11 protein-coding genes and 1 pseudogene are annotated in these 13,748 nt (G+C 63.4%); 7 read left to right on the plus strand and 5 right to left on the minus strand.

What is annotated here, in order from left to right; all coding sequences use genetic code 11:
• Positions 1–297 precede the first annotated feature (297 nt).
• The 4 genes from B2747_RS12350 to B2747_RS12365 all read left to right on the plus strand — a co-directional run bounded on the left by B2747_RS12350 (position 298) and on the right by B2747_RS12365 (position 5,784).
• Positions 298–2,883 carry a vitamin B12-dependent ribonucleotide reductase gene (locus tag B2747_RS12350; protein WP_291161215.1) on the plus strand — a complete coding sequence of 862 codons (2,586 nt, stop codon included), beginning with the start codon at positions 298–300 and terminating at the stop codon, positions 2,881–2,883.
• A gap of 91 nt (positions 2,884–2,974) precedes the next feature.
• The gene (dgt, locus tag B2747_RS12355; protein ID WP_291161218.1) at positions 2,975–4,366 is read left to right on the plus strand and encodes a dGTP triphosphohydrolase; all 1,392 of its coding nucleotides are present in this window, start codon (positions 2,975–2,977) and stop codon (positions 4,364–4,366) included.
• Between the two features lie 360 nt (positions 4,367–4,726).
• On the plus strand, positions 4,727–5,194 hold the full coding sequence (locus B2747_RS12360) for a hypothetical protein (RefSeq protein WP_291161220.1): 468 nt from the start codon (positions 4,727–4,729) through the stop codon (positions 5,192–5,194).
• Between the two features lie 50 nt (positions 5,195–5,244).
• The gene (locus B2747_RS12365; RefSeq protein ID WP_291161223.1) at positions 5,245–5,784 is read left to right on the plus strand and encodes a helix-turn-helix domain-containing protein; all 540 of its coding nucleotides are present in this window, start codon (positions 5,245–5,247) and stop codon (positions 5,782–5,784) included.
• Positions 5,785–5,821: 37 nt separating this feature from the next.
• Here the strand turns inward: B2747_RS12365 and B2747_RS12370 are convergent, their stop codons facing one another.
• From B2747_RS12370 to B2747_RS12390, 5 genes and pseudogenes are all read right to left on the minus strand, one after another.
• Complete coding sequence (locus B2747_RS12370) at positions 5,822–6,055, minus strand: IS3 family transposase (protein ID WP_414652195.1); 234 nt, start codon at positions 6,053–6,055, stop codon at positions 5,822–5,824.
• Positions 6,056–6,107: 52 nt separating this feature from the next.
• Positions 6,108–6,293: pseudogene (locus B2747_RS12375) on the minus strand (IS30 family transposase); the annotation flags it as partial.
• Between the two features lie 577 nt (positions 6,294–6,870).
• On the minus strand, positions 6,871–8,955 hold the full coding sequence (locus B2747_RS12380; RefSeq protein WP_291161226.1) for a hypothetical protein: 2,085 nt from the start codon (positions 8,953–8,955) through the stop codon (positions 6,871–6,873).
• A gap of 156 nt (positions 8,956–9,111) precedes the next feature.
• Positions 9,112–10,314 (minus strand): ThiF family adenylyltransferase, encoded by a 1,203-nt coding sequence (locus tag B2747_RS12385; RefSeq protein WP_343125900.1) that lies wholly within the window; start codon positions 10,312–10,314, stop codon positions 9,112–9,114.
• A gap of 151 nt (positions 10,315–10,465) precedes the next feature.
• Positions 10,466–11,071 carry a multiubiquitin domain-containing protein gene (locus B2747_RS12390; protein WP_291161232.1) on the minus strand — a complete coding sequence of 202 codons (606 nt, stop codon included), beginning with the start codon at positions 11,069–11,071 and terminating at the stop codon, positions 10,466–10,468.
• Positions 11,072–11,679: 608 nt separating this feature from the next.
• On the opposite strand from B2747_RS12390, the gene B2747_RS12395 reads away from it, so the two are divergent.
• From B2747_RS12395 to B2747_RS12405, 3 genes are all read left to right on the plus strand, one after another.
• Entirely contained in the window at positions 11,680–12,795 is a 1,116-nt protein-coding gene (locus tag B2747_RS12395; RefSeq protein WP_291161234.1) for a hypothetical protein, read from the plus strand.
• 54 nt (positions 12,796–12,849) lie between these two features.
• The gene (locus B2747_RS12400) at positions 12,850–13,083 is read left to right on the plus strand and encodes a hypothetical protein (protein WP_291161237.1); all 234 of its coding nucleotides are present in this window, start codon (positions 12,850–12,852) and stop codon (positions 13,081–13,083) included.
• A 76-nt stretch (positions 13,084–13,159) separates the two neighbouring features.
• Complete coding sequence (locus tag B2747_RS12405) at positions 13,160–13,747, plus strand: hypothetical protein (RefSeq protein WP_291161240.1); 588 nt, start codon at positions 13,160–13,162, stop codon at positions 13,745–13,747.
• The last annotated feature ends 1 nt before the right edge of the window (position 13,748 follow it).

Below are 13,748 nucleotides of genomic sequence, written 5' to 3' on the forward strand. Positions count from 1 at the left end.
GTACGAATGACTGGCGCCTTGTCAGGTGGCAGGAATTCGACCATATCTGTGACCGTGCCATTGCTTGCCGAGCGCACAAAGTTGGGCTCGGTGGAGAACTTGCGCGGTCGTGCAACTCCGTGATGTGCTGAACGGAAGTTGTATCGCCTCAACACCTTACGCGCAGACTTGCGCGGCCTCACGAACAGCGCCACCATACCCGCCCGCCGGCGCCCCCTCCCGAGTTCTCGGGGACGCGCCCGAGGACGTGCTGGCGGTTTGCGATTCTGCCCCTTCGCCCAGAGCTGGAGCCCCCGAATGCCCTTCGCGCCGACCCCCCCGGAAGGTCTCGTCACGCTGTCCAACAACGCCCGCACCGTCCTCGAGAAGCGCTATCTCGTCAAGGACGCCACGGGCAAGCCGGTCGAGAAGCCCGAGGACATGTTCTGGCGCGTGGCCACGACGGTGGCCGAGGCGGACCGTCGCTACGGGGCCAGCGATGGCGCCGTGCAGGCGCTGGCCGAGGAGTTCTACTTCCTCATGACGCAGCGTCGCTTCGAGCCCAATTCGCCCACGCTCATGAACGCCGGACGGCCGCTGGGGCAGCTGTCGGCCTGTTTTGTGCTGCCGGTGGACGACGCGCTCAGCAACGGGCAGAGCGGCATCTATGACACGCTGCGCAGCATGGCGCTCATCCACCAGTCGGGCGGTGGCACGGGCTTCTCGTTCTCGCGTCTGCGCGCGCGCGGCAGCATGGTGCGCAGCACCACCGGTGTGGCCTCGGGCCCGGTCTCCTTCATGGAGCTCTACGACGGCAGCACGAATGCCGTGAAGCAGGGTGGCACGCGCCGCGGCGCCAACATGGGCATTCTGCGCGTCGATCATCCCGATGTGCTCGAGTTCATCAGTGCCAAGGAGGACCTCACCAAGATCACCAACTTCAACATCTCGGTGGGCGTGACCACGAAGTTCATGGACGCGCTCAAGGCCGATGGCATGTACGATCTGATCGATCCGGCCAACGGCAAGGTGACGGGGCAGCTCAAGGCACGCGACGTGTGGGACAAGATGATCCTCGGCGCGTGGCGCACCGGCGAGCCCGGCGTGTTCTTCATCGACGAGGCCAATCGCTACAACCCGGTGCCGCACCTCGGCAGCTACGAGGCCACCAATCCCTGCGGTGAGCAGCCGCTGCTGCCCTACGACGTGTGCAATCTGGGCTCCGTCAACGTGGGCCACTATGTGGTCAACGGGCAGGTGGACTGGGATGCCATGCGGCGCGACATCGCGCTCAGCACGCACTTCCTCGACAACATCATCGACGTCAACAAGTATCCGCTGCCCGAAATCGACGCGCTGTCCAAGCGCATCCGGCGCATCGGTCTCGGCGTGATGGGTTTTGCCGACATGCTCGTGCGCCTCGGTATTCCCTATGACAGCGCCGAAGGCGTGGAGATGGGCCGCAAGGTCATGGAGTTCCTCGACGTCGAGGGCAAGAAGGAGAGCGAGCGCCTGGCCAAGGAGCGCGGCGCCTTCCCCGAGTGGGCGCAGAGCATCTGGGGCCCCGACGAGACCTGCGCGCGTGATGCCAACGGCCAGCGCATCCGGCCCATGCAGCTGCTGCGCAACTGCAACGTCACCACGGTGGCGCCCACGGGCACCATCTCCATCATTGCCGGGTGCAGCTCGGGCCTCGAGCCGCTCTTTGCCGTGGCCTTCATGCGCAATCAGGCCGGCGTCATGATGCCCGATGTCAACGATGACTTCGTGGCCATCGCCAAGTCGGAAGGCTGGTACAGCGACGCGCTCATGGAGCGCATCGCCAAGACGGGCAGCGTAAAGCACGACGAAATTCCGGCGCGCTGGCAGCGGGTGTTCACCACCGCCAACGAGATCTCGCCCGAGTACCACATCCGCATGCAGGCGGCTTTCCAGCAGCACTGCGACTCGGCCATTTCCAAGACCACCAACTTCAGTCACGCCGCCACGGTGGACGACGTGCGCGCCATCTACGAGCTGGCGTACGACATGAAGTGCAAGGGCGTGACGGTGTACCGCGACGGCTCGCGTGACGGCCAGGTGCTGAGCACCGGCACCACGCAGGAAGCGGCGGCCAAGCGTGACGGGGCGGCGGCTGCGGCGCCTGCGGCGAGCGAAGCCAAGCCCGAGGCAGCCAAGGAAGCGGTGGCGCTCAAGCGCGAGATCGGCGAGCTGCAGGGCACCATTGCCGAGCTGCAGAACGAACTCGATCGCACCAAGAAGGCCCTGTTCAGCGCCGAGGCGGAGAACGCCAACCGTCGTGGCAAGCGGTCGCGTCCCGACGTGCTGCGTGGCACGACCATCCGCAAGGACACGCCGCTGGGCACGATGTTCGTGAACATCACCGAAGACGAAAAGGGTCAGCCCTTCGAGATCTTCCTCAACCTTGGCAAGGCTGGCGGCAGCGCCATGGCCGACGCCGAAGCCATTGGTCGGCTCATTTCACTCGCATTGCGCAGCGGCATTTCGGTGCAGGAAATCCATCGCCAGTTGCGCGGCATTTCGTCCGACCGTGCTGTGGGCCTGGGCCCCAACAAGGTGCTCTCCATGCCCGACGCGGTGGGTATTGCGCTCGAGCAGTGGTGGCGGGAGAAGCAGGGCGTGCAGCAGGACCTGCTGGCCGGTGGTCAGACCTTCGCGCCGCAGGGTCCGGTGAACGCGCTGAGCGCGCCCGTGCCTACGCCCGCTGCCGGCGTGCCCATCACCCGTCCGCCGATGGCCGCCGAGCAGGCGCAGCCGCAGATCGATTTTGGTGGTGTGGGCGGTGAAGTGTTCATGGGGACCTGCCCGGACTGTGGCTCGCAGCTGGAGTTTGCCGAAGGCTGCGTGAAGTGCCACGTGTGCGGGTTCAGCGAGTGCGGGTGACGGAGCGCGCAGTCCCTTCACAGAACGCGCCACGCCTCGGGAAGGGGCGTGGCGCGTCTTCTTCTACCAGTCACCATCGCAATCAGGAGACATGAAGTTGAATTGGTCAACACTGCTTTCGGCGAAGCGGGTGAAGGAACTTTCCGGACAGTCGCACACCACGGCAAAGCCAGGCACGGACACTCGCTCGGAACACGAGCGGGACTATGGCCGCGCCGTGTTCTGTACTCCAGTTCGCCGGCTACAGGACAAAGCACAGGTCTTCCCACGTGAACCGAATGACTCCGTGAGAACCCGCCTTACGCACTCGCTAGAAGTGTCTACGTTGTGCAGAAGTCTCGTCGCAGGTCTTCGCGAGTTCCTTCATCAGAACGGGGTAGCTGAAGATGGGGTCCGTTCAATTGAGGCGATCGCTGCGACTTCTGGATTGCTGCACGACATTGGCAATCCACCGTTTGGTCACGCCGGAGAACGAGCAATCGCTGAGTGGTACCTAGCAAAGAAGAAGGATGATGCCGCGATCGATTTGCTTTCAAAGAACGATACGCCTCGAAGTTCAGATTTCGAGAACTTTGACGGCAACCCACAGACTGTACGTCTCGTAACGCGCCTTCAACTTCTTGCCGATCACTACGGACTCAATCTTTGCGCGGGAACGGTAGCGGCGCTGATCAAGTATACCGCATGCTCAACAGAAATTGATTCGAACATCCATGCTCGTAGCAAAATCGGCTACTTTCAGTCTGAGCGAAATATCGTAGACCTCGTTCGCGACGCAACTGGAATCGGCGCCTCGCGCCACCCGCTTGTTTTTCTGGTTGAGGCGGCGGACGATATGGTGTATTCGACTGTGGATATAGAGGACGCTGTGAAGAAAGGCCTGTTCGATTGGTCGGTGGTAAAGGCCAAAATTTCCGAGGTAGATGATTCTCTGCCAGCGGACGTTGAGGCGTACATTGGACAATTCAACTGGACCGGTCTGTCACGCTCAGCGCGAGATGAGGCGCTCGTTCAATTTCTTCGCACCAAGCTAATCTATCTTCATGTAGAAGCGGTCGTGACTGTCTTCAGGGACCGGTATGAAGAGATCATGCGTGGCGAGTACGACGGGGAACTCCTCTGTGAAGGTCGATCTTCTCAACTACTCGATGCGTGCGGGAAGTTAGCAAAGGAGAACATCTACTCCAATCGTGAAGTGATGCTGGCCGAGCTTGAAGGTCGCGCAGCCATCCAAGGTTTACTTGATGACCTCTGGGACGGAGTCTCAAACAACCAAAGAACCGATCGCAAGAGTTTTTCCTACAAGATTTACCACGCAATCTCGTCCAATTATCGGAGCGTGTTTGAAAAGGCTGTAACTGATCCAACCTTAAGTCCGGAACAGCGAACATATCATCAGCTTCAGCTCGTCACCGACTACGTGTGTGGCATGACTGATTCTTACGTAATAGAGATGTTTAGAAAGCTGAGAGCTGGCAGGTAGCTTGTGGAACGCGAGATTAGGCAGACTCGAAGGCGCATACGTGAAGGCGTAATGCGGCTTTTGGATGGCGCGCGACCTGAGTTGCGCGAGATCGGTACACTGCTAAATCAACTTGGCCAGCGTTGTGCTGACTTGGTCGTTTTTGGTGGGTACTTGCGCTCGCACGCTTTGCTTGGTGCCCGAGCTACAGTTCGTGATATTGACTTGGTCGCTCACGGTGTAAGCGACCGGGAACTTGCGAGGCTTGTTAGGCCGTACCTAATTAGCCGAAATCAGTTCGGCGGTTATAAGCTTCGAGTCGGGGCTTGGAGAGTTGACTTATGGACACTTTCGTCAACATGGGCAATTCGAGAGCGGCTAGTGCCGCTTGACGGCATCTCTAGTCTGCTTCGAACAACATTCTTCAATATAGAGGCCATGTTTGTGCGGCCAAGACTGTGGCAGCCTCTCTCTCAGACGATACTGGAGGATAACGGAGCCCTCGATGGCATCAGCAGGCGGTGTCTTTCGATTATTCTGGAGGAGAATCCTTTCCCCGAGCTTTGTGTGGTCCGAGCGTATGCACTTTCGCAGGGACTTGGTTTTGGCCTAGACCACCGCCTTGTAGAGTATGTGCGCGAGAACGCTAAGGCTTTAGGTGATATTCGCCTTCGCGAGGCACACATTCGGCACTATCGCCGAGGTGACTGGTCTTCTAAGGCGTTTCAGATCTGGCTTGCAGAATTGAATCCAGATGCTGTGATGTCGAGGGAACTCAATCAGGGCATTCAGCAGTTCGAACTAGCTCTTGACAGTGATTCGAAGGCGGAACGCGCCATGCGTCCCTAGTGGGACGTGGTTGAAATGTGGATAGCACAAGAGTTGTAGTACCACGCGGTATGTTTACCACTACGATGGATCGCGTGCGCACCTCCGAGGATCGCCGCACGCTGGAGCAGATGCTGCGGCAGACGACGCTGAGCCAGGAGATCGCGAAGCGCGTGCGCGTCGTGCTCGCGCTGGCCGATGGCGCCAGCTATTCGACCATCGCCGCGCGCTTGGCGTGCACGGATCGGTTCATTGCCATCTGGAAGCGCCGGTTTGTCGAGGGCGGCGTGCTGGCGTTGGCCGATGCGCCGCGCGCGGGGCGGGGGCATGGGATGAGCGCCGCGCTGGCGGCGAAGATTGTCCGGCACACGCTCCAGACGAAGCCGCCGGCGCCCCTCACGCACTGGTCGAGCCGCCGCCTCGCGGCCGAGCTCGGCGTCGCGCATACCACGGTGACCACGGTGTGGAAGCGGCACGAGCTCAAGCCCCATCGGCTGGAGCGCTACAAGGGCAGCCCGGATCCCGATTTCGAGACGAAGGCGGCGGACATCATTGGGCTCCATATCGATCCTCCGGTGAACGCGGTGGTGTTTTGCGTCGACGAGAACTAAGCTTGCCCCGAAAAAGTGGACACGTACGTGAAAGGACCTACGCGACCATCCGTTGCCGCCCTTCGTGCTCCGCCGGACTGACGTAGCCGAACGTAGAAGGTCGCCGCTTCCGGTTGTACCAGCCCTCGATGTAGCGGAAGATCGCGCCGCGTGCGTCGGCGCGCGTGTGCCAGTCGTGCCGCATGACGAGTTCGCACTCCAAGGTTGCGAAGAAGCTTTCGGCGACGGCGTTGTCATAACAGTCGCCTTTGCCGCTCATGCTGGCCAGCATGCTATGCTGCGCCAATTCGTCGCGATACGCCGCCGACGCGTATTGGGCGGATTCAAGCGGTCGTCGCAACGGCAGGTTGTGCGACAGAGCTTAGATGTTCGTTTAGCGCCTCTGCTGGCGTCTTCCATCCTGACGTTTTGCGCGGCCTATTGTTGAAGGCCAGTGCTACGGCTTTGAGTTCTTGCTCACTCCATCGAGACAGATCGGTACCTTTGGGGACGTATTGGCGCAGCAGCCCGGTGGCGCGCCCTCGCGCGACGCGGTCCGCGCCGATGGCGTGGCATGGGCAAGCTGACAAGGGCGGCGCCGCGTGTGAACGGTGAGGTGTCTGCTTCGCACGGCACGTGCATCGCGGACCGCGTCAAGCGGGTTATCAGGTGCGGTCTCGGGCGTGGTATTAGGCGGAGCACGTGCGCCGACGCGTCGCGAGGAGGGGCCAACGGCGGCCACTGCGAATGTTGGAAAGTCCGCCCGCGGCTAATCTTGCCGATGGCGTATTCGCTGCCTCTCGCCCGAACACACCCCCAAGAGTACGTTGGTGGGCCGCGGGCATCACGCTGGTCCGCGCGGGACGGTTCGGTTTCTCGCTGTCGAACGACCGCCCTTCGGGTGCGGCGCTACCGCTTCTCGCGCGACGGACACGGTCCCGCGGTGTTCGTGGGCGAGTTCTCAGGTGATGGCGTTGACGGCGGCGACGTCGAGCTGATCTGACCGACTCCCACGCTAGGGCGACTGCATCTCCGTGCGCCTGCACGATCGAGAGCGCGGCCTGTCGCGTGTCCGTGTCGCGCACGTCTCGACAAGCAGACGTTCGCCTACTGCACGTGCGCGGGGAGGATGCAGCGATAGGTTCCGACCGCTCCGGTAGGGAAGATGTCCCCCGGATCGGGTCGACCCGCCGCAGTCAGCGCACTGCGGATAGCTCTCATGGCGCCAGACTTTGCCTGTCGTGCGGCAGTGGTGTCATCGTCGCGTGCTCCGGATAGGCTAGCGACGAGCGCTTGCATTTCGACCGGGCCCGTCGCTGCGGCCATATGCTCGACGAAGCGGAACGGCTGCGAATCTCGGCTCAATCCGTCGATCGCGATCCCGTCAACCCAAATCGCGCCGCGTTCTCGATCGACGACAAGTCTCGTCCCGGTAGGGGCAGTATGCACTGCGGGAACGCGGTTGAAGATCCCCGCCGCCATGAGACCGCTGCGTATTGCGGTCGCGCGGGTCGGCAGCGGACTGTCGAGGATCGCCTGCCTTGATAGCGGCGCGTGCGTGGGAGAGGGTATCAGCAACGCGGATGGTTCACCGCCAGCGGTCTGGAGGAGCGCTGCCTCGCTCGCGTCATCCGGCGCCCGAAGCGCGTACATCAGCCGAAGCCGTGTGTCTCCGAGCGACGCTACACCAAGATCCAACATGCGCTGCGCGCTCGTCCATCGCGCGGCTGGGCCAACGAGGCTGAGACGGGACTGCAGCTCAAGCCGCAAGAGCTCGGGGTCGAGCTCGAAACCGTCGATATCGGTCATGGAGAGTGTGCGTGACGGGATCTCCGGCATCGTGCTCACTCCATAAACCTGCGCGCCACCAACGTCATGCGGGATGATCGCGCGGCCCGCACCGGGGTGGTCCTGGCTCTCAATTGCCTGCAACCGTACATGTCTCAATACGTTCGCCGTGATCAGAGCGTCGGTGTCCCGCCCGAACAGCTTGCGCCAGACGGCAATCGGATGACGCCACGGATAGAGGGACCAGAGATCTGCGGGCGACGCGGCTGTTGCGCCACGTACGATGCCGATGCTCTGGAGAAATTCATCGACCAGGCTCTCATGCGGCCGATGGCTCACTTCAACCCGACTCGGCGCCCGCACGATCACGGTAGTGGGCCGCGTGCTCTTACCGATCACGTCGAGCTTGAGTTTGGCTTGCAGGAGAGTTCCCTCGGACAGGTTCAGCCGGAGTTCCTCGACCTGCGCAAAGCAGTCGTCGGCCCGAATCTGGACGAAACCGCGGTCCCCCCGTTCCCACGAGAGCTCGACAAGCCGCACTCTCCCAATGCCCACGACGTTGTGTTGATCCAAAAGCGCACGTCCGTGTTCTTGCAACGGACGTAAGGAGCACACCGCGTCCCCCGCGAAGAACGACTCGTCGCCGAAGAGTAGTTGGCCGAGTGTCCGGCGGTAGTACTCGACCATCGACGGGGCGCGCACGGAAATCCTGAGTGTTCCGAGCGACGCGTCATAGCGCAGGACATCGCCATGTACCGGATAGTACGCAATGGTCGAGCGCGATGCCGTTCCAGGTAAGACGGCTACCGGAGTGCGGCGGTGATGGCTTCGGGTTATGTGAAAAATGACAATGTTGTTGTCTTCGAGTACGCGGGCCTGCACGTGGCCGCCCAACTGGTGCAGCTCCGAGAAGGCTCGAGTCGCGTCTTCCAAGGCGACGCACATCGAGGCCAGGTCTGGAATGGGCGGCGCTTCGCGGCCGACAAACTCGTGGTACGGTCGCCGCCTCCCGTGTTCGACGACTTGGGTAAGGGCACGGTCGAACACGTCGCGCAAGCGAGCGTCCGTTCGCTTACGCAGGTAGACACACAGTGCGAATTCGCGCGCCCCAAGTTCCTGCGGAAGCTCCTCGGGCGCGATATGGCGGTCCTCAAGCGCGCGCGCGAGCGCGTCACGACCGGATGTCGAGCCGAGCATCTCGAGCGCTTCAAACGCCTGGGAAAGCTCGTCGCTGATCGGTTCAGTAGCCAACGCCTGGACGAGATCGGGCGTGGTCAGGCTCTCACGCAGGGTCGCCAACGACGGTGGCCATCCGATCGCATCGAAAAGCTCGCGCCATCGAATGACGGGAATCTCCTCCAGCATCGCGGTGTCCAACCAGACTTGCGGCAGCGCCAGTGGCATCGGTCATCCTCCTATCAGCCGAAAGATTTCAGAGTAAGGTACGAATCGTTGGTCGAGCCAATCGCAGGTCGGTTCTTGCCCCTTGTCGATGATGGCGAGTCGCCGCGGTGGAGTGGTGGATCGACCCGCATAGAAAGGTATCATAGACACTGTGGCTCACGCGGTGCTTCCCGTTGGCCCAGGTGCGTCACGGGCGGCTTCCGCGCATATCGTGCACTGGGCGTTGCGCGCGATGACGTTGCGACGCGTGGTGCCGGTCAGGAAGTCAAAGGCGAGGCGCTGCGGAGCGTCGTCCGCGCCTGCGAACTGCGTGACCAGTCGGAGCATCTCTACCACGGCAGCACCAGCGATCTGGGTATTGAAGGCCACGACGCTCGGCTGCGCGAGATCGGCGCCTCGCACATAGCCCTCCCGAGCAAGGCTCGCGCGCTCCTCATCGGACAGTGCCTCAGTGCGAAGGCGTGCTGGGTCCAGATGTCCCCAGCATGCAAGGCAGGGGCGCCCTGGCCCGATCAGCACAACGCGCCCCGCGCCGGCGTCGATCCGGCCGGAATGATCAACGCGAAAGGCACTGCCCAAATCGATAACCGGGACCGCTCGCCAGTACGAGAGGCGATTGAGCAGGGCGCGCGGTGTTTGGGTGTCCACGCAAGAGAACACGAGATCCGCCGCCTCCGCGGCCTGCACGGTCTCAAGATCGCCCAAGGGCCGTCGGATTGCGGTAACCACGGTGCCGAGGCCGAGGGCCCCGACGTAGCGAGCGGCCACATCGACTTTATAGGCCACACCAACATCGTGCCGGGTTGCCCCGATGATCCGACTCAGGTTGGTGGATTCCACGCGATCGCCGTCAATGAGGGTGATGCGCCCGACGCCGAGATGCGCCAGCTGGACGAGCACCACTGAGCCCGTCCCGCCGAGGCCCACGATCACCACATGGAGGTCACGCAGGATGGCCTGCCCCTCGGGGCCGAGGGCCAAGCGTTGCCGGTCAAACCAGTCTTCGTTCATGCCCTCAGGCGCCGCGGGGATCACCCGCAAGACGTCGCCGACTATGCGAAGGGCCATCCCCCGTGGCCCTCCTTCGTCCGTCCATGCGCGCGCTGCGGGTTCGGTACTTTCGCCCGCCAGCACAATCGATCCGTGCGGACCTGGCATCTGTGCATGGAAGGCGGGCATGAGCCGCGCGTCCCCGACGTCATCGGCGTGCGAGAACCACGGCGTTATTGTTCCCGGGTGGGTGTGAACCGTGAAGATCGACAGGCCCGTGTCGCGCGCCGGGCGCACCAAGCGGTTTAAGGCCACCGGATCGAGACGCAGTTGGTCGACACGACGCACGAGGTAGGCCTCGTCGGGCACGGGCACGAGATGCCGTGCCTGAAGAACGGCCCCGCCCGCGATACGCTCAGCGAGGACCAAGCCGGCGCTTTCAACGTCGCGCCGCGCGCACAGCTGGTTGGCGAAGGGCTGCCAGGCGGACTGCAGTAAGCGAAGGATCATGGTCGGCTCCTCAGTCTAGGCGCTGAAACCGGGCGGCGACCGCGCGAAGGAAATCGCGCATGGTGCTGACCCCAGGCGTCCAGGTGCCTGAAGCGAGGTGCCACGAGTAGCGCTGCCAGTCCCGGCCAAGCAGTCGCTCCGTCGTAGTGGCGCGGGGGAGCGCGCCGCTCGCCGTGTGGAGCGCGGGGGAGACCCAGAACATGTCCGGCGCCGCATCCGGATAGCTCGGCGCCAGCTTGACAAGGAGTTCCACCTCCGCGCGATCGTAGCCGCTTGGCAGGCGATAACCAGCGATCACCACGTAGGTCCAGCAGTCTGGCCCCTGATGAAGCGTGACCGAGTGGCCCTCGAGCTCTCGCTCGAGGGCCACGATGATCTCAGGGATAGGCCCAGCCCCGTAATCCGCGGGAGGCTGACTGTGAAGATGATCTCCATTTTTGAGGGTGATCGTCTGATCGTTTGCGATCACTTCGTCCTCCCGAGGCTGCTGCAGGAAGAGAACGTCGGCCGCTGCCAGGCCAGCGAGGGCTTTGAGGGCGGCGCCGGTCGTGACCGGCGACGCTAGTTCGTACTTCACCTTGTTGATGAAGACGTGGATCGGCTTCGAAGGGTGCACGAGTCGCTCCTGCCGTCCGAGACGGCGACGTGGTCGATGCGAGGGAAGGCAGGCCCTTCCGCGATCGCACCAGGAACGTAGGAAAGTCTTGTGAGGAAAGCAGTTACGGCGTTGTTAGCGCGGAAAGTCCATCTGCTGCCGTCTTGGCTAACGCCGGGGCTACAGTCGCGGCGGACGGCGGGATGAGATGGACGCGGGCCGACCGGCAAGGCAATGGTGAGGATAGACGGTGAGGGATCCCGGACGGAGCGCTTCAATCGCCCGGCTTGCTGCGCCTCTTCGAGGGACGTGAAGAGATCGGCGAGCGTCGCGTAGTACATCGCGCCGGGCGTACTCCGCGGCCGCAATCGCGTCTTGATGTCGCCTGACAACCTGCGCCACGCTAGCTTGATTCGATAGGCGGGCGGGGACCATCGGCTGCGCACCGTCATCGGTCCACACCGCTCCTACCGACCCGCTGGCAGCGGCGCCCGGGGGGCCCGGGGCAAGGTCGTGGGGCCTGGTCCCAAGCCCTATAATGGACCGCGCATGCGCCGTCCTATCACGCGAATTGACGGTTGGCCCGAGAGACTACATCGTTGGGCGCCGCGCACCGCGCGGTGAGTGCGATGGACGCGCGCACGCGGTACGACAACCTCTCCAAGTGGTCACCAATGGATCTTCCGCAATTTCAAGCGGCACGTGCGGCGTGGCGCGGCATGCTGGCGCTCGCGGTCTGCACGGTCCTGCTGGCGTGGACCAGCGAAGCCAGTGACCGCGAGCGACCATCGAGAGCGGCGCGCGTAGTGCGGCCCGCGTCCGGTCCCCTAGATCGGATCCTGCCGTGGAAGAAGCTGATCGAAAAGCTGGTCAAGGTCGACGAGACCGCGCAGACCGCAATCGACTACGCGCAGGATTTCTTGGACGATATCTCGCGGCAGCGCCCACCGCGACCGCTGCCCTTCCCGGACGAGCCCGGGGGCAATCAGAATGATCGGCTCATTCGCATCGTCGACGCGGCACGCCAGGAAGTCGCGGCGTTGGGGCCTCCGGTGCAGGATCCCCTGCCGCCGATCATGTCATCGCCGGCCCAAGCAGACGACCATCGGCGCGAATTGCGCACGCTCGTTGGCGTCCTGATCGAACGGGAGGCCGCGCTCGGCGAGGTGCAGCTACTCGTCGACGACCTGGCGGACCTGGAGCGGGGGACGGAGCGGAGCCGTCGCTTCATCTTCCAGCTGTCACAGCGATTCCTTGAGGCCGCACTCAAGGCGCCCTACACCCCGTTGGAGGTAGTGTTCGGCGAACAATGGTATACCCTCGAACACGGGTTGGCCCAGGCGCTCGAGGCACATCGCACTGGCATCGTCCAGAAGCGCAAGGAGCTCACGCAATGGATGACCACGGAGAAGCAGGCGATCCAAGTGGGCGGCACTGCCTTACGCGACGCGCTCGCTGCGGAGCACGCGAGTCTGCTGAATCGCGAGGCGACGACCGCCGCGGCGGCGGCGTTGTTGGAAGCGCGTGGGGCGGCGCTGCGCAAGGAAGGGCAGGAGCTCGACGTGGCCACCGCTCGCTTTACCGCGGACCAAGCGTCCGCGCAGGCGGCCCGGAGATCGGCCGACGCAAAACGGAAGGCCGCGCAGGCGCGTGACAAGGACGTGCTCGCGGCGCAGCGACGGCTTGATGCCACCGTGGAAAGCATGAACGAGTCGTCGATTCGGCGATGCCCACGGGGGTATTAGCGGTCCGCGTGCACGGCTGACGATCACCAAGGCTGGCGGGACGGGTATGACAACATGATGCATCGCCTGAATGAGGAATACCAAAAGAACTTCTCCGCGCTCACCAAGGCCCAGGGCGCGGTACAGAAGGCTAGGCAGACGGCCGCCGCGGCAGACGCCACGGCGGCGCGGTTGGAGCAGGGGGTGCAGGCGAGTCAGGCGGAGCTCACGCAGAAAAAAGAGAGGGCTTCAGCACGCGACAGGCCGCGCTGCAGCAGGATCTGCGTACGCATCTGCGTGATCTCCTGAATAGCTCGGTGGACCTGCTGCGCGCGGAGAATGAGCGCGATGCGGCGGACGTCCGTGTGATGCTCGGAGTGCTACCATGACCCACACACGTCACCCCGCCACCGCCACATCGCGCGGCGCCGAATTCCCACGCACGACGTGGGCGCGCCTCCTGCTCGTCGCCGGCAGCGCGATGGCGCTGTTCGTCGCATCACGTGCGAGCGCCCAGGCCAGCCCGGTGTCGGTCGAGGCGGGCAAGCGACGCACCGACGCCATCGCGAAAGTGCTACAGGGCGATTCGTCGTATCAGAAGCTGTCCACTGCCGCGCGGAGCGCTCTCACCATGCGCCTCCGCGGCTATGCCAGCGGCGCCGCCGTCCTCGTCGACACGAACCCCCTGCTCCGGTTCCTCGATGGGGGGCAGGCCCTGTCTCCCGCGACGAAGGAGTACCTGGCCAACCGACTCCCCACGCCCAGTATCCCGACCCGGGAGCAGGCCGCGGTGCTGGCGCGCGTCGCCCGAGCGGCGGCCGCGTCGCAAGCATCGCTGTGGGTGGGCACGCGGTCACCGCAGATCGATCAGTCGACGCCAGTCGTCCGGCGCGAACAGCTCCGCAGTGCGACCGCGGGTATCGATTCGGCCGCCACCGCGTTCAGCATAGCTATTAACTCGGCCAACATTTAGT

The sequence above is a fragment of the Gemmatimonas sp. UBA7669 genome (genome assembly GCF_002483225.1).
Lineage (GTDB): Bacteria > Gemmatimonadota > Gemmatimonadetes > Gemmatimonadales > Gemmatimonadaceae > Gemmatimonas.